Raw genomic sequence first — 24,976 nt, 5'->3', positions numbered from 1 at the left:
GAAAGGATTATGCGCAGATTCAAAGTGATAGAGCGTCCTTAGCGCGTCTGAAAAGACGCGCGGCGCTGCAACGCAGTCCGGCGTGCCGGATCGAAGGCGCAGGCCGCAGCTATGCCGATTGCGTAAGCCAGCATATTCCAAAGCGAAAATACGCGCCCAAGCAGCAGGGCGCCTGCCGTTGTCAGCCGAAACGCGTCGAGCCAGGGCGTGTGATAAAGCCGGAACAATTCCAATGAGATCGCTATGAACAGCGCTGTGACAGCTATTGCTACCGGCTGTGACCTGGCGACAAAAAGCGCCACGAGCAGATAGACCATCGCTCCCCAGAGTGCCGATCCACCATATTTGACGACGATGAAAGGCAGATCGGCCGCATAGCCAAGCCGTCTGAGCGTCAGCCCGAGAACGATGACAAGAAACAGCGCGGCCAGTCGAAGGAACTGCGGAGAGCGAGCCAGAATGATTTTGCGCAATGGAGCCGGTCCCGTCACCATATCAGAAACAAAAACAGCCGGGCTTTGTGAGCCCGGCTGTTCTGTTTCCGCCGAAGCGGAAGACTTAAGCGGCGACGGCCTGCTCTTCGGCAGCGACGCGGGCCTTGTCGGCAGCGCCCTTGGCATAGGCATCGCGGTCAACGAATTCGATCACGGCCATGGCGGCATTGTCGCCCTGGCGGAAGCCGGCCTTCATGATGCGCAGGTAGCCGCCATTGCGGGTGGCGTAGCGCGTTGCGATCGTGTCGAACAGCTTCGAAACGACGGCAGCATCGCGGATCTGCGAGATCGCCTGACGGCGAGCATGCAGGTCGCCGCGCTTGCCGAGCGTGACGAGCTTCTCGACGATCGGACGGATTTCCTTGGCCTTCGGCAGGGTCGTGACGATCTGCTCGTGGGTAATCAGCGAAGCCGCCATGTTGGCGAACATCGCCTTGCGGTGGCTTGCAGTTCTATTCAGCTTGCGGCCGGCTTTACCATGGCGCATTGCTATTCTCCTTTAATGCAGGTGCCCTTACGCTAAGTGGGCCTGCCGTTTCCTGGCACATGCAGGCGATCGGCCTGCTGTTTGACGGGGAAAGGCAGCCGAAAGAGCCTGCCTTTTGTTATGTTCTTGCGATCGGCGTGCGGGCGGAAAACCGCTTTACACTTTTCCTCACGCCGCTCAGTACTGGTCTTCGTAACGCTTGGCGAGATCTTCGATGTTCTCGGGCGGCCATGCCGGCACTTCCATGCCGAGGTGCAGGCCCATGGAAGCGAGAACTTCCTTGATTTCGTTCAGCGACTTGCGACCAAAATTCGGCGTGCGGAGCATTTCTGCTTCGGTCTTCTGAATGAGGTCGCCGATGTAGACGATGTTGTCGTTCTTCAGGCAGTTTGCCGAACGGACCGACAGTTCGAGTTCGTCCACCTTCTTCAGGAGAGCCGGGTTGAAAGCGAGTTCGGTGACTGCTTCCTCTTCGGTTTCCTTCTGCGGTTCGTCGAAGTTGACGAAGACGCCAAGCTGATCCTGGAGAATGCGCGCCGCAAAAGCGACGGCGTCTTCGCCGGTGATCGAGCCATCGGTTTCGATGGTCATGTTCAGCTTGTCGTAGTCGAGAACCTGTCCTTCGCGGGTATTTTCAACCTTGTAGGACACCTTCTTGACCGGCGAATAGAGGCTGTCGACCGGGATGAGACCGATCGGAGCATCTTCCGCACGATTGCGTTCGGCCGGAACGTAGCCCTTACCGTTGTTGACGGTGAACTCCATGCGGATCTCGGCGCCCTCGTCGAGCGTGCAGATGACATGCTCGGGGTTGAGGATTTCGATATCGCCGACCGTCTGAATGTCGCCAGCCGTGACAACGCCCGGCCCCTGCTTACGCACGACCATGCGTTTTGCATCATCGCCATCCATCTTGATGGCGATTTCCTTGATGTTGAGCACGATGTCCGTGACGTCTTCGCGGACGCCCGGAATCGAAGAGAATTCGTGCAGCACGCCATCGATCTGCACCGCCGTGACGGCAGCACCGCGCAGCGAGGAGAGCAGAACGCGGCGAAGCGCGTTGCCGAGGGTGAGGCCGAAGCCGCGCTCCAGCGGTTCGGCAACAAGCGTCGCCCTGGTGCGCGAGCTCGAAGAGAACTCCACCTTGTTCGGCTTGATCAGTTCCTGCCAGTTCTTCTGAATCATGAGTTTGCCTTCCGTTCGTTGCCACCATCCAATCGTGGCAACCGAGCTTGAAAACCACCGGGAGCGCACGGGCGCTCACCGATGACGAGAGCGATGATCAGACGCGGCGCTTCTTGCGCGGACGGCAGCCATTGTGCGGGATCGGGGTCACGTCGCGGATGGACGTGATCATGAAACCTGCAGCCTGGAGCGCGCGCAGAGCCGATTCACGACCCGAACCCGGACCGCAGACTTCGACTTCCAGCGACTTCATGCCGTGCTCCTGGGCCTTCTTGGCGCAGTCTTCGGCAGCGATCTGGGCAGCGAACGGGGTCGACTTGCGCGAGCCCTTGAAGCCCTTGGCGCCAGCCGACGACCAGGCGATCGCATTGCCCTGCGCATCGGTGATGGTGATCATCGTGTTGTTGAAGGTCGAGTTGACGTGAGCGACACCCGACGAGATGTTCTTGCGCTCGCGACGGCGAACGCGGACGGCTTCCTTAGCCATGGTATTCCTTTCGTTGATCTCTTCACCGCCGTAATGCCAGCGGCTACACCGGAACGGCGCCTATATGGTCCCGCTCCAAACTCAAAAGAGGCCGGCGCAGACCGCCAGCCTCCCCACCCCGGTTTCCCGGAAATTACTTCTTCTTACCAGCGATTGCCTTTGCCGGTCCCTTGCGGGTGCGGGCATTGGTATGCGTGCGCTGACCGCGGACAGGAAGGCCGCGGCGATGACGCAGGCCGCGGTAGCAGCCGAGGTCCATCAGGCGCTTGATGTTCATCGCGGTATCGCGACGAAGATCGCCTTCGACCTGATAGTCGCGGTCGATGGCTTCGCGGATCTGAAGGACTTCTGCGTCCGTCAGCTGATGCACACGACGTTCGGCCGGGATACCGACCTTTTCGACGATTTCCTGTGCGAATTTCGGACCGATCCCGTGAATGTAGGTCAGCGCAATAACAACGCGCTTCGCAGTCGGGATGTTGACGCCAGCGATACGTGCCACGCCTGTTCTCCTTGCATTCCAGTTGCCATCCGGCAAGTGGGCTTCGTTATGCGGCTCTTGAGAACCGCCCGTTCAGATTTACGTCCGTAACATGTCAAAACGACCGCACCCGGACTTCCCTGGGAAATCCGCGCCGATCGCATGGAATGTCGCGAGTTGGCGCGGTGTTTAGCGGAATCACTGCTGAAAAGCAACCGTTCCGCCAAGTTTATTTTCAAAGCCTTAAAGCTTGGAAAGAATGCTTTCAACTTCGGCCGTCACCTGATCGATCTCTGCCATCCCGTCCACGGACTTGAGCTTGCCCTTGGCATGGTAATAGCCGATCAGCGGTGAGGTTTCCTTGTAGTAGACCTGCAGACGAGCCGTCATGGTCTCCGGAGTGTCATCAGGACGGCGCTTGAAGTGCGTGGAACCGCACTTGTCGCACACACCCTCGGCAGCCGGAACCTTATCGGTATCGTGATAGACGCTGCCGCACTGTGCACAGGAGTAGCGACCGGCAACGCGACGAACCAACTCGTCGTCATTGACACGGAATTCGATGACGACCGAAAGGTCGAGGCCTTTTGCCTTCAGCATCGCCTCGGTGGCATCCGCCTGGACAAGCGTCCTGGGGAAGCCGTCGAGGATGAAGCCGTTGGCGCAATCGGGTTGATCGATACGCTCGGAAACGATGGCAATGACAATCTCATCCGAGACGAGCTTGCCGGCGTCCATGACCGCCTTCGCGCGCTTGCCGACATCGGTGCCGGCGTTAACCGCTGCACGCAGCATGTCCCCCGTGGAAAGCTGCGGAATGCCGTGCTTTTCCACGATCCGCTGGGCCTGGGTTCCTTTACCCGCGCCCGGCGGCCCCAAAAGGATAAGTCTCATCGCCCCCTCTTTCCTCCACGCAACTTCGATTTCTTGATCAGGCCTTCGTATTGCTGCGCGATCAGGTGACCCTGGATCTGTGCAACCGTATCAAGAGTTACGCTAACCACGATCAAAAGCGAAGTCCCACCAAGGGCTAATGGAATGCCGGTTTGCGACACCAATATCTCCGGAAGGATGCAGACGAAGACGAGATAGAGCGCGCCGATCACCGTGATTCGGGTCAGCACGTAGTCGATATATTCGGCGGTGCGCTCGCCCGGACGGATGCCGGGAATGAAGCCGCCATGCTTCTTCAGATTATCAGCCGTGTCCTTCGGATTGAAGACGATGGCCGTATAGAAGAAGGCGAAGAAGGCGATCAGCGCCGCATAGAGCACCATATAGAGTGGCTGGCCATGACCGAGGGCCGCGACGATCGATGTCGCCCAGGAGGGCATTGCCGTGGTGCTGGCAAAGCCCGCAATCGTTGCCGGCAGAAGCAGCAGCGACGATGCGAAGATTGCCGGAATGACACCTGATGTGTTGAGTTTCAACGGCAGGTGGGACGTATCGCCCTGGAACATCCGGTTGCCGACCTGGCGCTTCGGATACTGGATCAGCAGTCGGCGCTGGGCGCGCTCGACGAAGACGATGATGGCGATGACGGCGATCGCGACGATGATCACGAGTAGGATCAGCGGGGTCGACAGCGCGCCGGTGCGGCCGAGTTCGAGCGTGCCGGCAAGAGCAGTGGGAAGGCCGGCGGCGATGCCGGCGAAGATGATCAGCGAGATGCCGTTGCCAATGCCGCGCGAGGTGATCTGCTCGCCGAGCCACATCAGGAACATCGTGCCGCCGAGCAGCGTCAGAACGGTGGAGACGCGGAAGAACCAGCCCGGGTCGACGACCAAGCCTTGGCCGCTTTCAAGGCCGGCGGCAATGCCATAGGCCTGCAGCGCACCGAGGATAACGGTACCGTAGCGGGTATACTGGTTGATGATCTTACGGCCCTGCTCGCCTTCCTTCTTGAGGTTTTCGAGCGCCGGCACGACCGAAGTCATCAGCTGCACGATGATCGAGGCAGAGATATAAGGCATGATGCCGAGCGCGAAGATTGCCATGCGCTCAACGGCGCCGCCCGAAAACATGTTGAAAAGGCCGAGAATGCCGCCTGCCTGGCCGCGGAAAGCCTGGGCATAGGCTTCGGGATTGAGGCCTGGAAGCGGAATATGCGTGCCGAGTCGGTAGACGAGGAGAGCTGCCAGTGTGAACCACAAGCGCTTCTTCAAATCCTCGGCTTTGGCGAAGGTCGAAAAATTGAGGTTGGATGCCAATTGTTCCGCTGCAGAAGCCATGCATTTCTCCGCGCTACCAATTCCGGCGTCTCTGGGGGACAGAGCGGACCCGGAATCAGTATGAAATTATTCAAAACCGGGCTTAGGACGGATTGCAACGCAACCCCATGCCTCACCCTTGTTTTCGAGTCTTACCGGCATGACGCGGGCGCGCCAGCCAAGTTTTTGTGAGGCCCACATATGGGAGCAAAATCGCCCGGTGTGAAGCACCCCGGGCGATATATCATCAGATTATTATTCGGCTGCAGCCGGAGCCGAAAGCAGCGTCACGGTGCCGCCGGCCTTTTCGATCTTCTCGACGGCAGGCTTGGAGGCGCCTGCAACGACGATGGTGATCTTGGCCTTGATCTCGCCATCGGCGAGAACGCGAACGCCATCCTTGACGCGGCGGATGACACCAGCAGCCTTGAGGGCAGCTGCGTCAACGGTCGTCTTGGCATCGAGCTTGCCGGCGTCGATCGCCGTCTGGATACGGGCCAGCGATACGACAACAAAATCGGAAGCGAAAATGTTGTTGAAGCCGCGCTTCGGCAGGCGACGATAGATCGGCATCTGGCCGCCCTCGAAGCCGTTGATGGCGACGCCCGAACGGGACTTCTGACCCTTCACGCCGCGACCACCAGTCTTGCCCGAGCCCGAGCCGATACCGCGGCCGAGGCGCTTGCGGCTGTGGGTCGAGCCTTCGTTGTCTTTAATTTCATTGAGTTTCATGAGCGTTTCCTCCGTCTCACTTCTCGTCGACGACGCGAACGAGATGCTGGACAGCACGGATCATGCCACGAACGGAAGGGGTATCCTCCAGCGTGCGGCGACGGTGCATCTTGTTCAGTCCGAGACCGATCAGCGTGCGCTGCTGGACATCCGGACGGCGAATCGGGCTGCCGATCTGTTCGATCGTGACAGTCTTCGCTTCAGCCTTCTTGGTAGCCTTGGCCATCTGTCAAACTCCTCTTATTCTTCAGAGGCGTTGCCGGAGGCGCTACGACGAGCCTGCAGCGTTGCATACTTGATGCCGCGCTGAGCTGCGATGTCCTTCGGGTGAACCTGGTGCTTCAGAGCGTCGAAGGTGGCGCGAACCATGTTGTAGGGGTTCGACGAACCGGTCGACTTGGCGACGACGTCGTGCATGCCGAGCGTTTCGAACACGGCGCGCATCGGGCCGCCGGCAATGATGCCGGTACCGACCTTGGCCGAACGCAGCAGAACCTTGCCGGCGCCGTGGCGGCCATGAACGTCGTGATGCAGCGTACGGCCGTCACGCAGCGGTACGAAGATCAGTTCGCGCTTGGCGGCTTCGGTTGCCTTGCGGATGGCTTCCGGCACTTCACGCGCCTTGCCATGACCGAAGCCGACGCGGCCCTTCTGGTCGCCGACGACGACGAGTGCTGCGAAACCGAAACGACGGCCGCCCTTGACGACCTTGGCGACGCGGTTGATCGCGACAAGCTTGTCGACGAATTCGCTATCGCGCTCTTCACGGCTCTGGCGGTCGTCCCGCTGCGGCCTTCTTTCCTGTGCCATTGTCCTCTTCCTTTTTCTTTTCCGGGTGCAATCGGCAAACAAATGTGGACCGCATCAGCCTCCCCTTTCGGAGAGGGCCTGCGGTCCGGCGAAAATCCGGCCGGCGCTTGAGGCGTCCGGCCGGAAACTGATCAGAAGGTGAGACCGCCTTCGCGGGCCGCTTCGGCGAGAGCCTTGATGCGGCCGTGATAGATGAAGGCGCCACGGTCGAACACGACTTCCGTAACACCGGCCTTCGAGGCGCGCTCTGCGAGGAGCTTGCCCACAACGGTAGCGGCGGCGGTATCGGCACCGGTCTTCAGAGAACCGCGCAGATCCTTCTCGAGGGTGGAGGCAGACGCAAGCGTCTTGCCGGCCACGTCATCGATGACCTGGGCGTAGATGTTCTTCGAGGAGCGATGAACCGACAGGCGTGGACGGCCATTGGCCACCGACTTGAGATGACGGCGCACGCGGTTGGCACGACGTGCAAGTGCTTCTTTCCTGCTAGCCATTTCGCGTGATCCTTACTTCTTCTTGCCTTCTTTGCGGACGATCCGCTCGTCAGCGTACTTGACGCCCTTGCCCTTGTAGGGCTCGGGACCGCGATATTCGCGGATTTCGGCGGCAACCTGACCGACCTGCTGCTTGTTGATGCCGCTGACGACGATTTCCGTCGGCTTCGGAACAACGATCGAGATACCGACCGGCGGCTCGTAGATCACGTCGTGGCTGAAACCGAGGGCCAGCTGCAGGTTCTTGCCCTGCATGGCGGCGCGGTAACCGACGCCGTTGATTTCAAGCTTGCGCTCGAAACCGTCCTTGACGCCTTTGAAGATGCCTTCAATCATCGTGCGGGACATGCCCCACTTTGCGCGCGCATCCTTGGTCTGGTTCACCGGCGTCACGACGACGGCGTTATTTTCAAGCTTGAGGCTGATTTCGTCGTTAGCAACGAAAAACAGCTCGCCCTTCGGGCCCTTTGCAGTCACCTTCTGGCCATCGACCGTAGCCGTGATCCCAGCAGGCACCTGAACGGGCTTCTTACCGATACGAGACATGTTTCAATCCTGTCTGTTCGCTATGGAGATCCCTGCCCGATCTTAGAAGACCGAGCAAAGAACCTCGCCACCAACGTTCTGTTCGCGAGCCTGGTGATCGGCCATCACACCCTTCGGAGTCGAAAGGATGGTGATGCCGAGACCGTTCGCGACCTGCGGAATGGACTTGACCGAGACATAAACCCGGCGGCCCGGCTTGGACACACGGCCGATCTCACGGATCACCGATGCGCCTTCATAATATTTCAGCTCGATGCTGAGTTCCGACTTGCCATTGCCGAAATCGACAACGGAATAGCCACGGATGTAGCCTTCGGACTGCAGAACATCGAGAACACGTGCACGGAGCTTCGAAGCAGGCGTCGAAACCGACGACTTGCGGCGGGAAGCGCCGTTACGGATGCGAGTGAGCATATCGCCCAACGGATCAGTCATTGTCATGTAACCTGCTCCTTACCAGCTCGACTTGACGATACCCGGCACCTTGCCGAGATTGCCGAGTTCACGCAGCGCAATACGCGACATGCGCAGTTTGCGGTAATATGCGCGCGGACGCCCCGAAACTTCGCAACGGTTGCGAATACGGGTCTTCGATCCATCACGCGGCAGGGATGCTAGCTTGATCGAGGCCTTGAACCGCTCTTCGATCGGAAGAGCCTGGTTCATGATGATCGCCTTCAACCCAGCCCGCTTAGCGGCCTGGTTAGCGACCGTAGTACGGCGGCGCTTGTTCTTTTCAACTGCGCTTGTCTTCGCCATGTCAGGTTCCTTTTCTACGCTCGTCGTTACGGTTATTGACGGAACGGGAAGCTGAACTCTTTCAGAAGAGCCCGTGCTTCGTCGTCGGTCGTCGCCGTCGTGCAAACGATGATGTCCATGCCCCACATCTGATCAACCTTGTCGTAGTTGATCTCAGGGAACACAATGTGCTCCTTGATGCCCATGGCGAAGTTGCCACGGCCGTCAAAGCTTTTCGGGTTCAGGCCGCGGAAGTCGCGAACGCGCGGGAGCGCGATGTTCACGAGACGGTCCATGAACTCGTACATGCGGGCGCCGCGCAGGGTGACCTTCGCGCCGATCGGCATCTGTTCGCGGAGCTTGAAGCCTGCGATAGAGTTACGTGCGCGGGTGATGACCGGCTTCTGGCCGGCAATCGCTGCGAGGTCGGCGGCAGCTACCGTCGGCTTCTTCGAGTCAGCGGTCGCTTCGCCGACACCCATGTTGATCACGATCTTGTCGAGCTTCGGAATCATCATCTCGTTGGCGTAGGAGAACTGCTCCTGCATCGCCTTGCGGATGCGCTCGACATATTCCTTCTTGAGCCGCGGCTCATATTTTGCCTCAGCCATCGATCACTTCTCCAGAACGCTTGGCCACACGGACCTTCTTGCCGTCAACAACCTTGAAACCGACGCGGGTCGGCTTGCCGTCCTTGTCGATGATTGCAACGTTGGAGAGGTGAACCGGGGCTTCTTTGTTGATGATGCCGGCTTCCTGGGTCTGCGTCTGGCGCTGGTGGCGCTTGACGACGTTGACGCCACGAACAACGGCACGATCTTCCTTCGGCATGACCTGGACAACTTCGCCGGTACGGCCCTTGTCCTTGCCAGCGAGCATGACGACCTTGTCGCCCTTACGAATCTTTTGCATCGCTTCGCTCCTTACAGTACTTCGGGAGCCAGCGAGATGATCTTCATGTGGTTCTTGGCGCGAAGTTCGCGCGGAACCGGTCCGAAGATACGGGTGCCGATCGGCTCTTTCTTGTTGTCGATGAGGACTGCTGCGTTGGTGTCGAAGCGGATGACGGAGCCATCCGCACGACGGATGTCCTTGGCGGTGCGAACGACAACCGCCTTCATCACGTCACCCTTCTTCACACGGCCGCGCGGGATCGCTTCCTTGATCGAAACGACGATGACGTCGCCGATCGAGGCATACTTGCGCTTCGAGCCGCCCAGCACCTTGATGCACATGACACGACGTGCGCCGGAATTATCCGCGACGTCGAGGTTTGTTTGCATCTGAATCATATCAGGTCGCCTTCTTGGTTTACCGGAATGGTTGGGCTAGCCCCCTACTCCGGCTTATGAAAATTTTCGCCGGCCGAGCTGCCATGACGGCAGCACAGACGCGGCAATAGCTGAATAGCGCGGGATCGATCGTGCCAGGGTGGTTTCCCGAACGGGACCTTCCGTGCGCTCAAAGCAAAAGAACGCCCGGCATTCGAGCGTTCTGACGCTGCTTCATACAGATATTTCGGCGAGACGCAAGGCCTCGCGCAAAATTCTGTTACTTGCCCTGGGCGGAAATCACCGTCCAGCGCTTGTCCTTGGAGATCGGCGCGCATTCCTCGATGGATACGGTATCGCCAATCTTGTACTGATTGTTCTCGTCGTGGGCCTTGTACTTCTTGGAACGACGAACGGTCTTCTGGAGCAGCGGGTGAGCGAAACGACGCTCGACACGAACCACTACCGTCTTCTCGTTCTTGTCGCCAACGACGACGCCCTGCAGGATGCGCTTCGGCATATTTTTCTTCCTTTAGGCCTTAACTTCTGCCGCCTTCTGGCGGGCAATGGTTTTCACGCGGGCGATGTCCTTGCGGACTTCGTTGATGCGCGAGGACTTTTCGAGCTGGCCGGTCGCCTTCTGGAAGCGCAGGTTGAACTGCTCCTTCTTCAGCTTGGCAAGCTCGTCCTTGAGTTGGTCGGCGGTGAACCCGCGAACGTCTGAGGCTTTCATGAGCTCAATCCCTTACTCTGCAATGCGCTGAACGAAGCGCGTCTTGACCGAGAGCTTGGCAGAGCCGAGGCGAAGCGCCTCACGGGCGATTTCTTCGCTGACACCGTCGATCTCGAACATCATACGGCCAGGCTTGACCTTGCATGCCCAGTATTCAACGGAGCCCTTACCCTTACCCATACGGACTTCGGTCGGCTTTTTGGTTACCGGAACGTCCGGGAACACGCGGATCCATACACGGCCGGCGCGCTTCATATAACGCGTGATCGCGCGGCGGGCCGCTTCGATCTCGCGCGCGTTGACGCGGTTTGGTTCCTGTGCCTTCAGGCCGAATTCGCCGAATGCCAGGTCAGAACCGCCCTTGGCGACGCCCTTGATGCGGCCCTTGAACTGCTTGCGGTACTTGGTACGCTTTGGCTGCAACATTTTCTTATTCTCCGAACTTCTCTGCCACGCGCGCTATCAAGCGTTGTCGCGGCGACGGTCTCTGTCGCGGTCACGATCACGGCTTGCCGGACCCTGGGCGTCACCTTCCATCGCGCGGCGCTCGGAAGCCATCGGATCATGCTCAAGGATTTCGCCCTTGAAGATCCAGACCTTGATGCCGCAGATGCCGAACGCGGTTTCTGCTTCAGCCGTGCCGTAGTCGATGTCGGCGCGCAGCGTGTGCAACGGCACACGACCTTCGCGGTACCATTCCGTACGGGCGATTTCAGCGCCGCCGAGACGGCCAGCGCAGGTGATCTTGATGCCTTCGGCGCCAAGACGCATCGCGGACTGAACGGCGCGCTTCATGGCGCGACGGAAAGCCACACGACGCTCGAGCTGCTGGGCGATCGACTGAGCGACCAGCGTCGCATCGACTTCGGGCTTGCGCACTTCGACGATGTTGAGGTGCGTTTCCGAATTCGTCATCTCCGACAGCTTCTTGCGGAGCTTGTCGATGTCAGCGCCCTTGCGGCCGATGATCAGGCCCGGACGTGCCGAGTGGATCGTAACGCGGCACTTCTTGTGCGGACGCTCGATAACCACCTTGGAGATCCCGGCCTGCTTCAGTTCGCTCATGACGAACTTGCGCATCTTCAGGTCTTCGTGCAGCAACTGGCCGTACTCGGCATTGTCCGCAAACCAGCGGCTATCCCATGTACGGTTGATTCCGAGACGGAAACCGATTGGATTGATTTTCTGACCCATTATGCGGCCTCCTCTGCTGCCTGCACTTCACGAACGACGATCGTCAGGTGCGCGAAGGGCTTTTCGATGCGCGACGCGCGACCGCGGCCACGAGCGTGGAAACGCTTCATGACGATCGACTTGCCGACATAGGCCTCGGCGACAACCAGCGAGTCGACGTCGAGATCGTGGTTGTTCTCGGCGTTGGCGATCGCAGATTCGAGCGTCTTCTTGACGGCGCCTGCGATGCGCTTGCGGGAGAACTCCAGCTCAGCGAGTGCGCGCTCGACCTTCTTGCCGCGGATAGCCGCAGCAACCAGGTTGAGCTTCTGGGGGCTGACGCGGAGCGTGCGGGCGACTGCTTGCGCCTCGTTGTCCTTCAGCCGGCGTTCGGCTTTTGCCTTGCCCATTGTTACTTCCTCTTCGCCTTCTTGTCCGCGCCGTGACCGTAGTAGGTGCGGGTCGGAGAGAATTCACCGAATTTGTGACCGACCATGTCTTCATTGACACTGACCGGGATATGCTTGCTGCCGTTGTAGACGCCGAAGGTGAGACCGACGAACTGCGGCAGGATCGTGGAGCGACGGCTCCAGATCTTGATCACTTCACTACGACCGCCTTCACGAACCTTCTCAGCCTTCTTGAGAAGATAGCCGTCAACGAACGGACCTTTCCATACTGAACGAGCCATTGGAGACTTCCTCTCTTACTTCTTACGCTGATGACGCGAGCGCATGATCATCTTGTCGGTCGACTTGTTCGACCGGGTGCGCTTGCCCTTGGTCGGCTTGCCCCACGGTGTCACCGGATGGCGACCACCGGAGGTGCGGCCTTCACCACCGCCGTGCGGATGGTCGACCGGGTTCATGACGACACCGCGGTTATGCGGACGCTTGCCGCGCCAAACGGTACGACCGGCCTTGCCGTCGTTGATGTTGGCGTGATCAGGGTTGGAGACGGCGCCGATCGAAGCAAGGCAGGAGCCATGGACGAGACGCTGTTCACCGGAGTTCAGGCGAAGGATCGCCATGCCCTGGTCGCGGCCGACGAGCTGTGCGTAGCCACCGGCGGAGCGAGCGATCTGACCACCCTTGCCCGGCTTCATTTCCACATTGTGGATGATGGAGCCGACCGGGATGAACTGCAGCGGCATGGTGTTGCCGGGCTTGACGTCGACAGCCTTCTCGGAAGCGATGACCTTGTCACCGGCAGCGAGGCGCTGAGGAGCGAGGATATAAGCCTTCTCGCCGTCAGCATAGTTCACCAGCGCGATGAAAGCCGTGCGGTTCGGATCGTATTCGATACGCTCGACCGTGCCTTCGACGTCGAACTTGCGACGCTTGAAGTCGATCAGACGATAGGTGCGCTTGTGACCGCCGCCGATGAAGCGGGCGGTGATGCGGCCGAGGTTGTTACGACCGCCGCTCTTGGTCAGACCTTCCGTCAGCGCCTTGACCGGCTTGCCCTTGTAGAGGGCCGAACGGTCGACGATGACCAGCTGGCGCTGGCTCGGGGTGATCGGATTGAAAGTTTTCAATGCCATTTTCTTATACCTCAGAGACCGGTGGAGACGTCGATCGTCTGGCCTTCAGCCAGCGTCACAACAGCCTTCTTCACGTCCTTCTGCTTGCCGACGAAACCGCGGAACCGCTTGGTCTTGCCTTTGCGCAGCAGAGTGTTGACAGCCGTGACCTTGACGCCGAACAGCGCCTCGACCGCAGCCTTGATTTCCGGCTTCGTCGCCTGCTTGGCGACATTGAAAACAACCTGGTTGTTTTCGGATACCAGCGTGGACTTTTCGGTGATCGCCGGAGAGACGATCACATCGTAGTGGCGAAGATCGGTCACTTGAATCGCTCCTCTAGCGCTTCAACCGCAGCCTTGGAAAGCACGAGCTTGCCGCGGCGCACGATGTCGTAAACGTTGATGCCCTGGATCGGCAGAACATCGATGTTCGGGATGTTCTGAGCTGCGAGCTTGAAGTTGCCGTCAAGCTCTGCGCCGCCGATGAAGAGGGCGTTGGTCAGGCCGAGCGTCTCGAAAACGGACGCGAGCGACTTGGTCTTGGCTTCAGCGGCAACCAGGTTGTCGATGACGATGACGTCATCGGCCTTGATCTTGGCCGAAAGGGCGTGGCGAAGGCCGAGTGCGCGAACCTTCTTCGGAAGATCGTGCTCGTGGCTGCGGACAACCGGGCCGTGAGCCTTGCCGCCGCCGCGGAACTGCGGAGCGCGAGCCGAATGGTGGCGGGCGCGGCCCGTACCCTTCTGCTTGTACATCTTGGCGCCGGTGCGCGAAACTTCCGCGCGGCCCTTAGCCTTGTGCGTGCCCTGCTGCTTCTTGGCAAGCTGCCAGCGGATGACGCGGGCGAGAATGTCTTCGCGGGGCTCGAGGCCGAAAATAGCGTCCGAAAGGGAAACCTTCCCGGCGTCTTTTCCCTCGAGGGTCTTGACGTTGAATTCCATTGATCTGGCTCCCTTACTTCGCGGCCGACTTGACGGCGTCGCGCACGATGATCCAAGCACCCTTGGAACCAGGAACAGCACCCTTGATCAGGATCAGACCACGATCTTCGTCGGTCGAAACTACTTCCAGGTTCTGCGTCGTGACGCGCGTCTGGCCCATGTGACCAGCCATCTTCTTGTTCTTGAAAACCTTGCCCGGATCCTGGCGCGAGCCGGTCGAACCGTGCGAACGGTGAGACACCGACACACCGTGCGTGGCACGCAGACCGCCGAAACCGTGACGCTTCATGGCGCCGGCAAAACCCTTACCGATCGTCGTGCCCGTCACGTCGACGAGCTGACCGGCTGCAAAGTGACCCGCCTTGATCTCAGTGCCGACCTCAAGCAGTTGATCTTCCGACACGCGGAATTCCGTCAGCTTGGCCTTCGGCTCGACGTTGGCAATGGCAAAGTTGCCGCGCATCGCCTTCGACGTGTTCTTCACCTTCGCCTGGCCGGCACCGAGCTGAACTGCGGTATAGCCATTCTTTTCGACAGTGCGCGTGGCTACGACCTGGCAGCCTTCCATACGCAGTACCGTTACCGGGACATGCTCGCCGGCGTCGTTATAGACGCGGGTCATTCCCACCTTCTGTGCAATCACACCTGAACGCATCGGTTCAATCCTTCTCACTCAGCCCGAAGACCCGAGGTCTCAGAGCTTGATCTCAACATCGACACCGGCGGCGAGATCGAGCTTCATCAGCGCGTCTACCGTCTGCGGGGTCGGGTCAACGATATCGAGAAGGCGCTTATGCGTGCGCATCTCGAACTGTTCGCGGCTCTTCTTGTCGATGTGCGGGGACCGGTTGACCGTAAACTTCTCGATGCGGGTCGGAAGCGGAACGGGGCCCCGGACGCTTGCACCGGTGCGCTTAGCCGTCGATACGATCTCACGCGTTGAAGCGTCGAGAATCCGGTGATCGAACGCCTTCAGGCGGATGCGGATATTCTGGCCGTTCATTCGACTTTATCCTTGTGTCTGTTATCCGCGTGTCACCGCTTAGGGACACGACTTACCTTCAGTTACGTTAGCGGGCCACCGGTTTCAAAGATCGAGAGGGACACCGAGATCGGCGTCCCTATCCTTTCCTTGGGCCAGGTGGCCCAGCCGCTAGTTACTCGACGATCGACGCGACGATACCGGCGCCGACGGTGCGGCCGCCTTCGCGGATGGCGAAGCGCAGCTTTTCTTCCATCGCGATCGGAACGATCAGCTCGACCGATACCGTGACGTTGTCGCCCGGCATGACCATCTCCGTGCCTTCCGGCAGCGTCACAATGCCCGTCACGTCGGTCGTGCGGAAGTAGAACTGCGGACGGTAGTTGGTGAAGAACGGCGTATGACGGCCGCCCTCTTCCTTCGTCAGGATGTAGGCTTCTGCCATGAACTTCTTGTGCGGCTTGACCGAACCCGGCTTGCACAGAATCTGGCCACGCTCAACGCCATCACGGGTGACGCCGCGGATCAGCGCGCCGATGTTGTCGCCAGCCTGGCCCTGATCGAGCAGCTTGCGGAACATTTCAACGCCGGTCACCGTCGTCTTCGTCGTCGGGCGGATGCCGACGATCTCGACTTCTTCGCCAACCTTGACAATGCCACGCTCGACGCGGCCGGTCACAACCGTGCCGCGGCCAGAGATCGAGAACACGTCTTCGATCGGCAGCAGGAACGGCAGGTTGATCGGACGCTCAGGCGTCGGGATGTAGGCGTCGACAGCGGCCATCAGTTCGCGGATCGCGTCTTCGCCGATCTTCTTGTCCGAATCTTCGAGAGCAGCAAGCGCCGAACCCTTGACGATCGGGATATCGTCGCCCGGGAAGTCGTAGGACGACAGCAGTTCGCGAACTTCGAGCTCGACCAGTTCGAGAAGCTCGGCGTCGTCAACCTGGTCGACCTTGTTCAGGAACACCACGATCGCCGGAACGCCGACCTGGCGAGCCAGCAGGATGTGTTCGCGCGTCTGCGGCATCGGGCCGTCAGCGGCCGAGCACACCAGGATCGCACCGTCCATCTGGGCAGCACCGGTGATCATGTTCTTGACGTAGTCGGCGTGGCCGGGGCAGTCGACGTGGGCGTAGTGGCGCGCCGGCGTCTCGTACTCAACGTGGGCCGTCGAAATCGTGATGCCACGCGCCTTTTCTTCCGGAGCCGCGTCGATCTGATCGTACGCCTTGTACTCACCGAAGTACTTCGTGATCGCTGCCGTCAGAGACGTCTTGCCGTGGTCAACGTGGCCAATCGTGCCAATGTTGACGTGCGGCTTGTTGCGCTCAAACTTACTCTTTCCCATTTTCGGGTCTCCGTTTTGCTAGTCCCCGAAGGGATCTAATTCTTGTTATCGGTCAATTGGTATTCCGGTCACTTCTGACCGGAATACTTTGCCTGGATTTCAGTTGCGACGTTCGACGGGACCGGCGAATAGTGATCGAAGGTCATCGTGTACTGGGCGCGGCCCTGGGACATGGAGCGCAGGTTGTCGACGTACTTGAACATGTTCGCGAGCGGGACGTTCGCGTTGATGACGACGGCGATACCACGGCTTTCCTGGCCCTGGATCTGACCGCGACGGGAGTTCAGGTCGCCGATAACGTCGCCGACGTAATCTTCCGGGGTGACGACTTCGACCTTCATCATCGGCTCAAGCAGCTGAGCGCCGGCCTTCTTGGCTGCTTCACGGAAGCAGGCACGCGATGCGATTTCGAAGGCGAGAACCGAGGAGTCTACGTCGTGGAAGGCGCCGTCGATGAGGGTTGCCTTGACGCCGAGCATCGGGAAGCCTGCGAGCGGACCCGAAGACAGAACGCTTTCGATGCCCTTCTGGACGCCGGGGATGTATTCCTTCGGAACGGAACCGCCGACGATCTTCGATTCGAACTTGAATTCGTCGCCTTCCGGGTTCGGTTCGAAGACGATCTTGACGCGCGCGAACTGGCCGGTACCACCGGACTGCTTCTTGTGCGTGTAGTCTTCTTCATGCGTCCGGGTGATGGTTTCACGGTAGGCAACCTGCGGCGCGCCGACGGTTGCTTCGACCTTGAATTCACGACGCATGCGGTCGACGATGATGTCGAGATGCAGTTCGCCCATGCCGGCGATGATGGTCTGGCCTGATTCCTGGTCGGTCTTGACGCGGAAGGACGGATCTTCAGCAGCCAGGCGGTTGAGCGCGAGGCCCATCTTTTCCTGGTCGCCCTTGGTCTTCGGCTCGATGGCGATCTGGATGACCGGTTCCGGGAATTCCATGCGCTCGAGGATAACCGGCTTCAGCGGATCGCAGAGCGTGTCGCCGGTCGTGGTTTCCTTGAGGCCGGCGAGAGCCACGATGTCGCCTGCGAAGGCTTCTTCGATGTCTTCACGCGAGTTGGAGTGCATCTGCAGCATACGGCCGACGCGCTCGCGCTTGTCCTTGACCGTGTTGATGACCGACGCGCCCTTTTCGAGCTTGCCGGAGTAGATGCGGGCGAAGGTCAGCGAACCGACGAAGGGGTCATTCATGATCTTGAAGGCGAGCATGGAAAGCGGCTCGCTGTCGTCGGCATGACGCTCGATTTCGGCTTCCGTCTTAAAGTCGATGCCCTTGATCGCCGGGATGTCCATCGGCGACGGCAGGTAGTCGACGACGGCGTCGAGCAGCGGCTGCACGCCCTTGTTCTTGAAGGCGGTGCCGCAGAACATCGGGTGGAACTTGACGTCGATCGTGCCGCGGCGAACCAGCGCACGGATCTGATCGTTGTCGGGCAGAATACCTTCGAGGTAAGCTTCGGTGGCGGCTTCGTCGATGTCGACGACCGTCTCGATCAGCTTTTCGCGATATTCTTCAGCCTTGGCCTTCATGTCCTCGGGGATCTCGACGACATCCCACTGGGCGCCGAGCGACTCGTCGCGCCAGATGAGTGCGTTCATCTCGACCAGGTCGATGACGCCCTTGAATTCGGTCTCCGCACCGATCGGCAGCTGCATGACGACAGCCGTTGCACCGAGACGGGTCTTGATCATCTCGACGGAGCGGTAGAAGTCCGCACCGGTCTTGTCCATCTTGTTGCAGAAGATCATCCGCGGGACATTGTACTTCTCGGCCTGACGCCAGACGGTTTCCGTCTGCGGCTCAACACCGGCGTTGGCGTCGAGCAGCGCGATGGCGCCGTCGAGAACGCGCAGCGAACGCTCGACTTCAATGGTGAAGTCGACGTGGCCGGGAGTGTCGATGATGTTGAAACGGCGCATTTTGCCGTCACGGCCCTTCCAATAGGTCGTGGTGGCAGCAGAGGTGATCGTGATGCCACGCTCCTGCTCCTGCTCCATCCAGTCCATGGTGGCTGCGCCGTCGTGGACTTCGCCGATCTTGTGCGACTTGCCGGTGTAATAAAGAATACGCTCGGTGGTCGTGGTCTTGCCGGCGTCGATATGCGCCATGATACCGAAATTGCGGTAGTCTTCGATCTTATATTCGCGAGCCATTGTGGACTGCCTTTCGATACCGTTCGGAATTACCAGCGATAGTGCGAGAACGCGCGGTTGGCGTCAGCCATCTTGTGCGTGTCTTCGCGCTTCTTGACGGCGGAGCCGCGGTTGTTGGACGCATCGAGCAGTTCGCCGGAAAGGCGGTCAACCATAGTCGTTTCATTGCGCTTGCGGGCAGCAGCGATCAGCCAGCGAATAGCAAGAGCCTGGCGGCGCTCCGGACGAACATCGACGGGGACCTGATAGGTCGCACCACCGACACGACGCGAGCGAACTTCAACGTGCGGGGCAATGTTCTCAAGCGCAGAATGGAAAACCGTGAGCGGCTCCTGCTTGGCCTTGCCCTGGACAACGTCGAACGCACCGTAGACGATGTTTTCAGCAACGGACTTCTTGCCGTCGAGCATGATGGCATTCATGAACTTGGTGACGACGAGATCGCCGAACTTCGGGTCCGGATTGATCTCGCGCTTTTCTGCTTTATGACGTCTGGACATATTTTGTCTCTTCAACCGTTAAGGCGCTTCATGACGCGGAGGACCTCGCGCAGCGCCGGATTATTCAAAAACCGAATTACTTCGGACGCTTCGCGCCGTACTTGGAGCGGCGCTGCTTGCGGTTCTTGACACCCTGAGTATCGAGAACGCCGCGGATGATGTGATAACGGACACCCGGAAGGTCCTTGACGCGGCCGCCACGGATCATGACGACGGAGTGTTCCTGAAGGTTGTGACCTTCGCCGGGGATGTAACCAATGACTTCGAAGCCGTTGGTCAGGCGGATCTTTGCGACCTTACGCAGAGCCGAGTTCGGCTTCTTCGGCGTGGTCGTGTAGACGCGCGTGCAAACGCCGCGCTTCTGCGGGTTCTCCTGGAGTGCGGGAACCTTGTTACGCTTTACGTTCGCCTGGCGAGGCTTGCGGATCAGCTGGTTTACGGTAGGCATTCAACCATCCCTTACGTTTTATCTCAGTACCCTTGCGGGCTTGAACTCGCGCCGTCTCCGGCAGTGACGCATGCTTTCCGTCAATGCGCAAAATATGGCCCGATCCGCTTCCGCAGATGGACCACAAGGAGCAGAGGACGCATAGAATATGCGTCGTGCGTGCAGCATCATGACTTCAACGTGCGTTTAGAACCTTGTTTGAGGTGAACTTCAGGGCGAGTCGCCCCGAACAGCCAAGCCTCACATGGGATCTGATGGCCGGGGTACTACTGGTTTCCACCCGTCTCGTCAAGGCCGGTTAAGAAATAAACTCGCCGTATCGCCTTGATATGCCGGCCGAACGCCCTGTTTCATCCTTCTAGACGAATTGACGGGCGTGCACCAAGATAAAAACTTGGGCATTGCAGCAAAAACAGTTAAGGAATCAGCAATTGCGGCGTTCGGCCCTCACAGCAGGATTCGAGCGACCGAATCGTCAAAGAGCCGAAGGACAGGCGATGATCACGACACCTGATAACGACAATAATTTCGACGGCCCGATGATCTTCATCATCATCGGCAAGGGTTACGAGTCCGACGCCAGCGAAGGCATCGACCTGCACATCATGCTGAAGGCGCCTGACGACGACACTGCCGTACGCGAGGCCTTGAACGCGCTTGCCGAGGAAGGCTTCATCGAGGCCGATCTCGACCAGATCGGCATGCTGACCGAGGTCCCGGCCGAAGAGCCGCACGCATCTGCCTACCAGGGCGCCGTCGAAGGCGAAGTCGCGATCATCCGCTTCAACTGAAGGGAGCCGCCGCTCAAAGGCAGCATAAGCGGAAGCAGCCTCCCTCCCCGCCCGTCCAATCAGAGCAACCTAAATATGAAAAACCGCCCGGATCGCTCCGGGCGGTTTTTCAATTCATCGACTTCAGCCGCGGATTATTCCGCAGCCGGAGCCTTTTCGGCCATGTCCTGCAGCATCGGCGTGGCGACGGCAGCACCCGTGCCCTTGCGGCGCTCTTCGAGGATCATCTCGTCGCGCGACGTGGCGATGCGGCGGATCTGGGTCATGGTGCCGCCGGTACCGGCCGGGATAAGGCGGCCGACGATGACGTTTTCCTTCAGACCCTGCAGGCCATCGGTCTTGCCGGCGATCGCAGCTTCCGTCAGCACCTTCGTCGTTTCCTGGAAGGACGCGGCCGAGATGAAGGACGGGGTCTGCAGCGATGCCTTGGTGATGCCGAGAAGAACCGGATCGCCGTAGGCTGGCTTCTTGCCCTGCTCGATCAGGTGATCGTTGACGTCTTCGAGCTCGATCCGGTCGACATTGTCGCCGACGATATAGGTCGAGTCGCCTGCATCGGTGATCTCAACCTTCTGCAGCATCTGACGGACAATCACCTCGATGTGCTTGTCGTTGATGACGACGCCCTGCAGGCGGTAGACCTCCTGGATCTCGTTGACGAGGTAGGAGGCCAGAGCCTCCACGCCCTTGATCGCCAGGATGTCGTGCGGAGCCGGGTTACCGTCGAGGATGTAGTCACCCTTTTCGATATAGTCGCCTTCCTGAAGGTGGAAGGGCTTGCCCTTCGGGATCAGGTATTCGACAGGCTCGACACCGTCTTCCGCCGGCTCGATGATGACGCGACGCTTGTTCTTGTAGTCACGGCCGAGGCGGATCGTACCATCGATCTCTGCGATGATGGCATGGTCCTTCGGACGGCGGGCTTCGAACAGCTCGGCAACACGTGGCAGACCGCCGGTGATGTCCTTGGTCTTGGCGCTTTCGAGCGGCGAACGGGCGAGAACGTCACCCTGGGAGACCTTCGTGCCCGGCTCGACCGACAGGATCGCGTCGACCGAGAGGAAGAAGCGGGCGTCACCGCCACGAGACAGCTTCGCGATATTGCCGCTGGCATCCTTGATGACGATCGCCGGCTTGAGGTCCGAGCCGCGCGGGGTCGAACGCCAGTCGATGACCTGACGCTTGGTGATGCCGGTCGATTCGTCTGTCGCTTCCAGAACGGAGAGACCGTCGACCAGATCTTCAAACTGAACGGTACCGGCCACTTCCGTCATCATCGGACGGGTGTAGGGGTCCCACTCTGCCAGGCGCTGGCCGCGCTTGACCTTGTCGCCTTCGTCGACATGCAGCTTCGAACCGTAGGCCACGCGCTGCGACGACCGCTCGACACCACGTTCGTCCAGGATCTGGACGGTCATGTTGCGGCCCATGGCAACGAGGTTGCCATCGGAGTTGCGCAGGATGTTGCGGTTCTTGATCTGCACCGTACCTTCGTACGAGGCTTCGAGGAACGACTGGTCGACCACGGTTGCCGTACCGCCAAGGTGGAAGGTACGCATGGTGAGCTGGGTGCCCGGCTCGCCGATCGACTGAGCAGCGATGACGCCGACGGCTTCGCCCATATTGACCGGCGTACCGCGCGCGAGGTCGCGGCCGTAGCAGACCGAGCAAACGCCCGTCTGGATTTCGCAGGTCAGTGCCGAGCGGATGCGGATCGACTGGATGCCGGCCTTCTCGATTTCGACGACGTCGGGCTCGAGGATCATCCTGCCGGCATCGACGATGCGCTCACCCGTGACCGGATGATCGATGTCGTCGAGCGCCGTGCGGCCGAGGATACGGGCGCCGATCGAGGCAACCACCTGGCCGGCATCGACGATGGCGGTCATGGTGAGGCCCGTCTGCGTTCCGCAATCGACATGCGTGACGATGCAATCCTGCGCGACGTCGACGAGACGGCGGGTCAGGTAGCCGGAGTTGGCGGTCTTCAGGGCGGTGTCTGCCAGACCCTTGCGGGCGCCGTGCGTCGAGTTGAAGTACTCGTTGACGGTCAGGCCTTCCTTGAAGTTCGAGATGATCGGGGTCTCGATGATTTCGCCCGACGGCTTGGCCATGAGGCCACGCATGCCGCCCAGCTGGCGCATCTGGTTCGGAGAACCGCGGGCACCGGAGTGGCTCATCATGTAGATCGAGTTCATCGGCTTCTGGCGACCGGTCTTCTCGTCGAATTCGACCGCCTTGATGCGTGCCATCATCTCTTCGGCGACCTTTTCGGTCGCCTTGCCCCAGGCGTCGACAACCTTGTTGTACTTTTCGCCCTGGGTGATGAGGCCGTCATTGTACTGCTGCTCGTATTCCTTCACCAGGTTTTCAGTGTCGGCAACGATCTTGGCCTTGGCATCCGGAATGACCATGTCGTCCTTGCCGAATGAAATGCCGGCGCGGCAGGCGTGGGCGAAGCCGAGCTGCATGATGCGGTCGCAGAAAATGACCGTGTCCTTCTGGCCGCAATGGCGATAGACCGTGTCGATCATCTTCGAGATGTTCTTCTTGGTCATTTCCTGGTTGCAGATATCGAAGGGCACCTTGCCGTTCTTCGGCAGCAGTTCGCCGATGAGCAGACGGCCAGGCGTCGTCTCATAGATCTTCGAGTAAGGCTTGCCATCCTCGTCGACCGACTTGAAGCGGCCGCGGATCTTGGTGTGCAGCGTCACGACCTTGCTTTCGAGGGCGTGATGCAGCTCGCCGAGATCGGAGAAGGCCATGCCTTCGCCCGGCTCGTTCTGGTTGAGGATCGACAGATAGTAGAGGCCGAGAACCATGTCCTGCGAGGGAACGATGATCGGCGCGCCGTTGGCCGGATGCAGGATGTTGTTGGTCGACATCATCAGCACGCGGGCTTCGAGCTGGGCTTCGAGCGACAGCGGCACGTGGACGGCCATCTGGTCGCCGTCGAAGTCGGCGTTGAAGGCCGTGCAGACGAGCGGATGCAGCTGGATCGCCTTGCCTTCGACCAGGATAGGTTCGAAGGCCTGGATGCCCAGGCGGTGCAACGTCGGTGCGCGGTTCAAGAGAACCGGATGCTCGCGGATGACCTCGTCGAGGATATCCCAGACTTCCGGCTTTTCCTTTTCGACCAGCTTCTTGGCCTGCTTGACGGTCGAGGAGTAACCCTTGGCGTCGAGGCGGGCATAGATGAACGGCTTGAAGAGCTCGAGCGCCATCTTCTTCGGAAGGCCGCACTGATGCAGCTTCAGTTCCGGACCGGTGACGATGACCGAACGGCCGGAATAGTCGACGCGCTTGCCGAGCAGGTTCTGGCGGAAGCGGCCCTGCTTGCCCTTCAGCATGTCGGAGAGCGACTTCAGCGGACGCTTGTTGGCGCCGGTGATGACGCGGCCGCGACGGCCGTTGTCGAACAGCGCGTCAACGGATTCCTGCAGCATGCGCTTTTCGTTGCGGATGATGATGCCAGGCGCACGAAGCTCGATCAGGCGCTTCAGACGGTTGTTACGGTTGATGACGCGGCGGTAGAGATCGTTCAGATCCGACGTCGCGAAACGGCCGCCGTCGAGCGGCACCAGCGGACGCAGATCCGGCGGGATGACCGGAACGACCTTCATGATCATCCATTCCGGACGGTTGCCCGACTCCATGAAGTTCTCAACGATCTTTAGGCGCTTCATCAGCTTCTTCTGCTTGAGATCCGACGTGGTGTCGGCAAGCTCGGCGCGAAGGTCGCCAGCGATCTTTTCGAGGTTCATCGAGGCCAGCATCTCGTAGATCGCCTCGGCGCCGATCATCGCGGTGAACTGGTCTTCGCCGTATTCGTCGACGGCAAGCATGTACTCTTCTTCCGAGAGGAGCTGGTGCTCCTTCAGGGCGGTCAGGCCCGGCTCGGTGACGATGTAGTTTTCGAAGTAGAGGACGCGCTCGACATCCTTCAGCGTCATGTCGAGCAGCGTCGAAATGCGTGATGGCAGCGACTTCAGGAACCAGATGTGGGCAACGGGAGCGGCGAGCTCGATATGGCCCATGCGCTCACGGCGAACGCGCGACAGCGTGACTTCGACGCCGCACTTTTCGCAGATGATGCCCTTGTACTTCATGCGCTTGTACTTGCCGCACAGGCATTCGTAGTCCTTGATCGGCCCGAAGATGCGCGCGCAGAACAGACCGTCGCGTTCCGGCTTGAACGTACGGTAGTTGATGGTTTCCGGCTTCTTGATCTCACCGTAAGACCAGGAGAGGATCTTCTCCGGAGACGCGATCGAAATCCGAATGGAATCGAAATTCTGTGCAGGCACCTGCGGATTGAAAAGATTCATGACCTCTTGGTTCATGCCTGTCTCCTTCATGGGCTAAAGCGCCCTCAAAATGCGATGGTCGGCGGCAAATTCCCGGGAGCCGCCTCCCTCGCTTAAACG

The 24,976-nt window shown here is 59.8% G+C and carries 34 protein-coding genes; 1 reads left to right on the top strand and 33 read right to left on the bottom strand.

Going from position 1 to position 24,976, the window contains the following annotated elements; translation table 11 throughout:
- Positions 1–38 precede the first annotated feature (38 nt).
- From GFM02_RS12950 to rpsL, 32 genes are all read right to left on the bottom strand, one after another.
- A complete protein-coding gene (locus tag GFM02_RS12950; RefSeq protein ID WP_168321826.1) occupies positions 39–473 on the bottom strand; it encodes a DUF2809 domain-containing protein in 435 nt (144 codons plus the stop codon).
- 85 nt (positions 474–558) lie between these two features.
- Complete coding sequence (gene rplQ, locus GFM02_RS12945) at positions 559–981, bottom strand: 50S ribosomal protein L17 (protein ID WP_003558556.1); 423 nt, start codon at positions 979–981, stop codon at positions 559–561.
- A gap of 177 nt (positions 982–1,158) precedes the next feature.
- Positions 1,159–2,169 (bottom strand): DNA-directed RNA polymerase subunit alpha, encoded by a 1,011-nt coding sequence (locus GFM02_RS12940; protein ID WP_003547579.1) that lies wholly within the window; start codon positions 2,167–2,169, stop codon positions 1,159–1,161.
- A 97-nt stretch (positions 2,170–2,266) separates the two neighbouring features.
- Positions 2,267–2,656 (bottom strand): 30S ribosomal protein S11, encoded by a 390-nt coding sequence (gene rpsK / locus GFM02_RS12935; protein WP_003547577.1) that lies wholly within the window; start codon positions 2,654–2,656, stop codon positions 2,267–2,269.
- A 133-nt stretch (positions 2,657–2,789) separates the two neighbouring features.
- Entirely contained in the window at positions 2,790–3,158 is a 369-nt protein-coding gene (gene rpsM / locus GFM02_RS12930) for a 30S ribosomal protein S13 (RefSeq protein WP_003573772.1), read from the bottom strand.
- Positions 3,159–3,380: 222 nt separating this feature from the next.
- Positions 3,381–4,031, bottom strand: a complete 651-nt coding sequence (locus GFM02_RS12925; protein WP_011651424.1) for an adenylate kinase — start codon at positions 4,029–4,031, stop codon at positions 3,381–3,383.
- Positions 4,028–5,368, bottom strand: coding sequence for a preprotein translocase subunit SecY (gene secY / locus GFM02_RS12920; RefSeq protein WP_131664196.1), 1,341 nt, complete (start codon positions 5,366–5,368; stop codon positions 4,028–4,030). Before secY ends, GFM02_RS12925 begins: the two co-directional genes overlap by 4 nt.
- 234 nt (positions 5,369–5,602) lie before the next feature.
- Entirely contained in the window at positions 5,603–6,079 is a 477-nt protein-coding gene (rplO, locus tag GFM02_RS12915) for a 50S ribosomal protein L15 (protein ID WP_003547567.1), read from the bottom strand.
- 16 nt (positions 6,080–6,095) lie between these two features.
- The gene (gene rpmD / locus GFM02_RS12910; RefSeq protein ID WP_003547566.1) at positions 6,096–6,305 is read right to left on the bottom strand and encodes a 50S ribosomal protein L30; all 210 of its coding nucleotides are present in this window, start codon (positions 6,303–6,305) and stop codon (positions 6,096–6,098) included.
- A gap of 14 nt (positions 6,306–6,319) precedes the next feature.
- Positions 6,320–6,889: a 30S ribosomal protein S5 gene (rpsE, locus tag GFM02_RS12905; protein ID WP_003547565.1), complete on the bottom strand. Its 570-nt coding sequence runs from the start codon at positions 6,887–6,889 to the stop codon at positions 6,320–6,322.
- A gap of 131 nt (positions 6,890–7,020) precedes the next feature.
- Positions 7,021–7,383: a 50S ribosomal protein L18 gene (gene rplR, locus GFM02_RS12900; protein ID WP_003547564.1), complete on the bottom strand. Its 363-nt coding sequence runs from the start codon at positions 7,381–7,383 to the stop codon at positions 7,021–7,023.
- 12 nt (positions 7,384–7,395) lie between these two features.
- Positions 7,396–7,929 (bottom strand): 50S ribosomal protein L6, encoded by a 534-nt coding sequence (gene rplF / locus GFM02_RS12895; RefSeq protein WP_017963907.1) that lies wholly within the window; start codon positions 7,927–7,929, stop codon positions 7,396–7,398.
- A 42-nt stretch (positions 7,930–7,971) separates the two neighbouring features.
- Entirely contained in the window at positions 7,972–8,370 is a 399-nt protein-coding gene (rpsH, locus tag GFM02_RS12890) for a 30S ribosomal protein S8 (RefSeq protein ID WP_003547562.1), read from the bottom strand.
- Between the two features lie 12 nt (positions 8,371–8,382).
- Entirely contained in the window at positions 8,383–8,688 is a 306-nt protein-coding gene (gene rpsN, locus GFM02_RS12885) for a 30S ribosomal protein S14 (RefSeq protein ID WP_003547561.1), read from the bottom strand.
- 32 nt (positions 8,689–8,720) lie between these two features.
- Positions 8,721–9,278: a 50S ribosomal protein L5 gene (rplE, locus tag GFM02_RS12880; RefSeq protein WP_020049537.1), complete on the bottom strand. Its 558-nt coding sequence runs from the start codon at positions 9,276–9,278 to the stop codon at positions 8,721–8,723.
- Positions 9,271–9,579, bottom strand: a complete 309-nt coding sequence (gene rplX, locus GFM02_RS12875) for a 50S ribosomal protein L24 (protein ID WP_003547559.1) — start codon at positions 9,577–9,579, stop codon at positions 9,271–9,273. The genes rplE and rplX overlap by 8 nt, the downstream gene beginning before the upstream one ends.
- A gap of 11 nt (positions 9,580–9,590) precedes the next feature.
- Positions 9,591–9,959: a 50S ribosomal protein L14 gene (gene rplN / locus GFM02_RS12870; protein ID WP_003547558.1), complete on the bottom strand. Its 369-nt coding sequence runs from the start codon at positions 9,957–9,959 to the stop codon at positions 9,591–9,593.
- A gap of 259 nt (positions 9,960–10,218) precedes the next feature.
- Positions 10,219–10,458, bottom strand: a complete 240-nt coding sequence (rpsQ, locus tag GFM02_RS12865) for a 30S ribosomal protein S17 (protein WP_003547557.1) — start codon at positions 10,456–10,458, stop codon at positions 10,219–10,221.
- Positions 10,459–10,470: 12 nt separating this feature from the next.
- Positions 10,471–10,671 (bottom strand): 50S ribosomal protein L29, encoded by a 201-nt coding sequence (gene rpmC, locus GFM02_RS12860; RefSeq protein ID WP_003547556.1) that lies wholly within the window; start codon positions 10,669–10,671, stop codon positions 10,471–10,473.
- A 12-nt stretch (positions 10,672–10,683) separates the two neighbouring features.
- Positions 10,684–11,097, bottom strand: a complete 414-nt coding sequence (rplP, locus tag GFM02_RS12855) for a 50S ribosomal protein L16 (RefSeq protein WP_003547555.1) — start codon at positions 11,095–11,097, stop codon at positions 10,684–10,686.
- 36 nt (positions 11,098–11,133) lie between these two features.
- Positions 11,134–11,865: a 30S ribosomal protein S3 gene (gene rpsC / locus GFM02_RS12850; RefSeq protein ID WP_003547554.1), complete on the bottom strand. Its 732-nt coding sequence runs from the start codon at positions 11,863–11,865 to the stop codon at positions 11,134–11,136.
- Positions 11,865–12,254 (bottom strand): 50S ribosomal protein L22, encoded by a 390-nt coding sequence (gene rplV, locus GFM02_RS12845; protein ID WP_003547553.1) that lies wholly within the window; start codon positions 12,252–12,254, stop codon positions 11,865–11,867. Before rplV ends, rpsC begins: the two co-directional genes overlap by 1 nt.
- A gap of 2 nt (positions 12,255–12,256) precedes the next feature.
- Positions 12,257–12,535, bottom strand: a complete 279-nt coding sequence (rpsS, locus tag GFM02_RS12840) for a 30S ribosomal protein S19 (RefSeq protein ID WP_003547552.1) — start codon at positions 12,533–12,535, stop codon at positions 12,257–12,259.
- A gap of 15 nt (positions 12,536–12,550) precedes the next feature.
- Positions 12,551–13,387 carry a 50S ribosomal protein L2 gene (gene rplB, locus GFM02_RS12835; RefSeq protein WP_003547551.1) on the bottom strand — a complete coding sequence of 279 codons (837 nt, stop codon included), beginning with the start codon at positions 13,385–13,387 and terminating at the stop codon, positions 12,551–12,553.
- A gap of 11 nt (positions 13,388–13,398) precedes the next feature.
- A complete protein-coding gene (locus tag GFM02_RS12830; RefSeq protein WP_003547550.1) occupies positions 13,399–13,692 on the bottom strand; it encodes a 50S ribosomal protein L23 in 294 nt (97 codons plus the stop codon).
- Entirely contained in the window at positions 13,689–14,309 is a 621-nt protein-coding gene (rplD, locus tag GFM02_RS12825; RefSeq protein WP_003547549.1) for a 50S ribosomal protein L4, read from the bottom strand. The genes GFM02_RS12830 and rplD overlap by 4 nt, the downstream gene beginning before the upstream one ends.
- A gap of 13 nt (positions 14,310–14,322) precedes the next feature.
- The gene (gene rplC / locus GFM02_RS12820; protein ID WP_003547548.1) at positions 14,323–14,964 is read right to left on the bottom strand and encodes a 50S ribosomal protein L3; all 642 of its coding nucleotides are present in this window, start codon (positions 14,962–14,964) and stop codon (positions 14,323–14,325) included.
- Positions 14,965–15,003: 39 nt separating this feature from the next.
- Positions 15,004–15,312 carry a 30S ribosomal protein S10 gene (gene rpsJ / locus GFM02_RS12815; protein ID WP_003547547.1) on the bottom strand — a complete coding sequence of 103 codons (309 nt, stop codon included), beginning with the start codon at positions 15,310–15,312 and terminating at the stop codon, positions 15,004–15,006.
- Between the two features lie 154 nt (positions 15,313–15,466).
- Positions 15,467–16,642: an elongation factor Tu gene (gene tuf, locus GFM02_RS12810; RefSeq protein WP_020049533.1), complete on the bottom strand. Its 1,176-nt coding sequence runs from the start codon at positions 16,640–16,642 to the stop codon at positions 15,467–15,469.
- 68 nt (positions 16,643–16,710) lie between these two features.
- Entirely contained in the window at positions 16,711–18,810 is a 2,100-nt protein-coding gene (gene fusA / locus GFM02_RS12805) for an elongation factor G (RefSeq protein WP_018068032.1), read from the bottom strand.
- Positions 18,811–18,839: 29 nt separating this feature from the next.
- Positions 18,840–19,310, bottom strand: coding sequence for a 30S ribosomal protein S7 (gene rpsG, locus GFM02_RS12800; protein WP_011651422.1), 471 nt, complete (start codon positions 19,308–19,310; stop codon positions 18,840–18,842).
- Between the two features lie 76 nt (positions 19,311–19,386).
- Positions 19,387–19,758 (bottom strand): 30S ribosomal protein S12, encoded by a 372-nt coding sequence (rpsL, locus tag GFM02_RS12795; RefSeq protein ID WP_003547537.1) that lies wholly within the window; start codon positions 19,756–19,758, stop codon positions 19,387–19,389.
- Positions 19,759–20,255: 497 nt separating this feature from the next.
- Here rpsL and GFM02_RS12790 point away from each other — a divergent pair, with 497 nt between their 5' ends.
- Complete coding sequence (locus tag GFM02_RS12790; protein WP_003547528.1) at positions 20,256–20,549, top strand: hypothetical protein; 294 nt, start codon at positions 20,256–20,258, stop codon at positions 20,547–20,549.
- A 134-nt stretch (positions 20,550–20,683) separates the two neighbouring features.
- On the opposite strand, the gene rpoC is transcribed toward GFM02_RS12790, so the two are convergent.
- Positions 20,684–24,892 carry a DNA-directed RNA polymerase subunit beta' gene (gene rpoC / locus GFM02_RS12785; RefSeq protein ID WP_026158635.1) on the bottom strand — a complete coding sequence of 1,403 codons (4,209 nt, stop codon included), beginning with the start codon at positions 24,890–24,892 and terminating at the stop codon, positions 20,684–20,686.
- Positions 24,893–24,976: the final 84 nt, after the last annotated feature.

Origin of the sequence: Rhizobium leguminosarum bv. viciae, from assembly GCF_012276115.1 — a bacterium.
Taxonomy (GTDB): Bacteria; Pseudomonadota; Alphaproteobacteria; order Rhizobiales; family Rhizobiaceae; genus Rhizobium; species Rhizobium leguminosarum_T.
This window is presented reverse-complemented; position numbering and strand designations above follow the sequence as displayed.

What these genes read in the sequence shown, in the direction of transcription:
- GFM02_RS12790 (WP_003547528.1), top strand. Translation starts at nt 20,256, where the DNA reads ATGATCACGACACCTGATAACGACAATAATTTCGACGGCCCGATGATC.
- rpmD (WP_003547566.1), bottom strand. Translation starts at nt 6,305, where the DNA reads ATGGCCAAGGCTACCAAGAAGGCTGAAGCGAAGACTGTCACGATCGAA.
- rplE (WP_020049537.1), bottom strand. Translation starts at nt 9,278, where the DNA reads ATGGCTGAGGCAAAATATGAGCCGCGGCTCAAGAAGGAATATGTCGAG.
- rpsG (WP_011651422.1), bottom strand. Translation starts at nt 19,310, where the DNA reads ATGTCCAGACGTCATAAAGCAGAAAAGCGCGAGATCAATCCGGACCCG.
- GFM02_RS12925 (WP_011651424.1), bottom strand. Translation starts at nt 4,031, where the DNA reads ATGAGACTTATCCTTTTGGGGCCGCCGGGCGCGGGTAAAGGAACCCAG.
- rpsL (WP_003547537.1), bottom strand. Translation starts at nt 19,758, where the DNA reads ATGCCTACCGTAAACCAGCTGATCCGCAAGCCTCGCCAGGCGAACGTA.
- secY (WP_131664196.1), bottom strand. Translation starts at nt 5,368, where the DNA reads ATGGCTTCTGCAGCGGAACAATTGGCATCCAACCTCAATTTTTCGACC.
- rpmC (WP_003547556.1), bottom strand. Translation starts at nt 10,671, where the DNA reads ATGAAAGCCTCAGACGTTCGCGGGTTCACCGCCGACCAACTCAAGGAC.
- rplP (WP_003547555.1), bottom strand. Translation starts at nt 11,097, where the DNA reads ATGTTGCAGCCAAAGCGTACCAAGTACCGCAAGCAGTTCAAGGGCCGC.
- rpsJ (WP_003547547.1), bottom strand. Translation starts at nt 15,312, where the DNA reads ATGAACGGCCAGAATATCCGCATCCGCCTGAAGGCGTTCGATCACCGG.
- rpsS (WP_003547552.1), bottom strand. Translation starts at nt 12,535, where the DNA reads ATGGCTCGTTCAGTATGGAAAGGTCCGTTCGTTGACGGCTATCTTCTC.
- rplC (WP_003547548.1), bottom strand. Translation starts at nt 14,964, where the DNA reads ATGCGTTCAGGTGTGATTGCACAGAAGGTGGGAATGACCCGCGTCTAT.
- GFM02_RS12940 (WP_003547579.1), bottom strand. Translation starts at nt 2,169, where the DNA reads ATGATTCAGAAGAACTGGCAGGAACTGATCAAGCCGAACAAGGTGGAG.
- tuf (WP_020049533.1), bottom strand. Translation starts at nt 16,642, where the DNA reads ATGGGAAAGAGTAAGTTTGAGCGCAACAAGCCGCACGTCAACATTGGC.
- rpsK (WP_003547577.1), bottom strand. Translation starts at nt 2,656, where the DNA reads ATGGCTAAGGAAGCCGTCCGCGTTCGCCGTCGCGAGCGCAAGAACATC.
- rpsC (WP_003547554.1), bottom strand. Translation starts at nt 11,865, where the DNA reads ATGGGTCAGAAAATCAATCCAATCGGTTTCCGTCTCGGAATCAACCGT.
- rplX (WP_003547559.1), bottom strand. Translation starts at nt 9,579, where the DNA reads ATGCAAAAGATTCGTAAGGGCGACAAGGTCGTCATGCTCGCTGGCAAG.
- rpsE (WP_003547565.1), bottom strand. Translation starts at nt 6,889, where the DNA reads ATGGCACAGGAAAGAAGGCCGCAGCGGGACGACCGCCAGAGCCGTGAA.
- rplR (WP_003547564.1), bottom strand. Translation starts at nt 7,383, where the DNA reads ATGGCTAGCAGGAAAGAAGCACTTGCACGTCGTGCCAACCGCGTGCGC.
- rpsN (WP_003547561.1), bottom strand. Translation starts at nt 8,688, where the DNA reads ATGGCGAAGACAAGCGCAGTTGAAAAGAACAAGCGCCGCCGTACTACG.
- rplO (WP_003547567.1), bottom strand. Translation starts at nt 6,079, where the DNA reads ATGAAACTCAATGAAATTAAAGACAACGAAGGCTCGACCCACAGCCGC.
- rpoC (WP_026158635.1), bottom strand. Translation starts at nt 24,892, where the DNA reads ATGAACCAAGAGGTCATGAATCTTTTCAATCCGCAGGTGCCTGCACAG.
- rplF (WP_017963907.1), bottom strand. Translation starts at nt 7,929, where the DNA reads ATGTCTCGTATCGGTAAGAAGCCCGTTCAGGTGCCTGCTGGGATCACG.
- rplQ (WP_003558556.1), bottom strand. Translation starts at nt 981, where the DNA reads ATGCGCCATGGTAAAGCCGGCCGCAAGCTGAATAGAACTGCAAGCCAC.
- rpsH (WP_003547562.1), bottom strand. Translation starts at nt 8,370, where the DNA reads ATGACAATGACTGATCCGTTGGGCGATATGCTCACTCGCATCCGTAAC.
- rplV (WP_003547553.1), bottom strand. Translation starts at nt 12,254, where the DNA reads ATGGGCAAGGCAAAAGCCGAACGCCGGCTGAAGGACAACGAGGCGCAA.
- rplB (WP_003547551.1), bottom strand. Translation starts at nt 13,387, where the DNA reads ATGGCATTGAAAACTTTCAATCCGATCACCCCGAGCCAGCGCCAGCTG.
- rplN (WP_003547558.1), bottom strand. Translation starts at nt 9,959, where the DNA reads ATGATTCAGATGCAAACAAACCTCGACGTCGCGGATAATTCCGGCGCA.
- rpsQ (WP_003547557.1), bottom strand. Translation starts at nt 10,458, where the DNA reads ATGCCGAAGCGCATCCTGCAGGGCGTCGTCGTTGGCGACAAGAACGAG.
- fusA (WP_018068032.1), bottom strand. Translation starts at nt 18,810, where the DNA reads ATGGCTCGCGAATATAAGATCGAAGACTACCGCAATTTCGGTATCATG.
- rplD (WP_003547549.1), bottom strand. Translation starts at nt 14,309, where the DNA reads ATGGAATTCAACGTCAAGACCCTCGAGGGAAAAGACGCCGGGAAGGTT.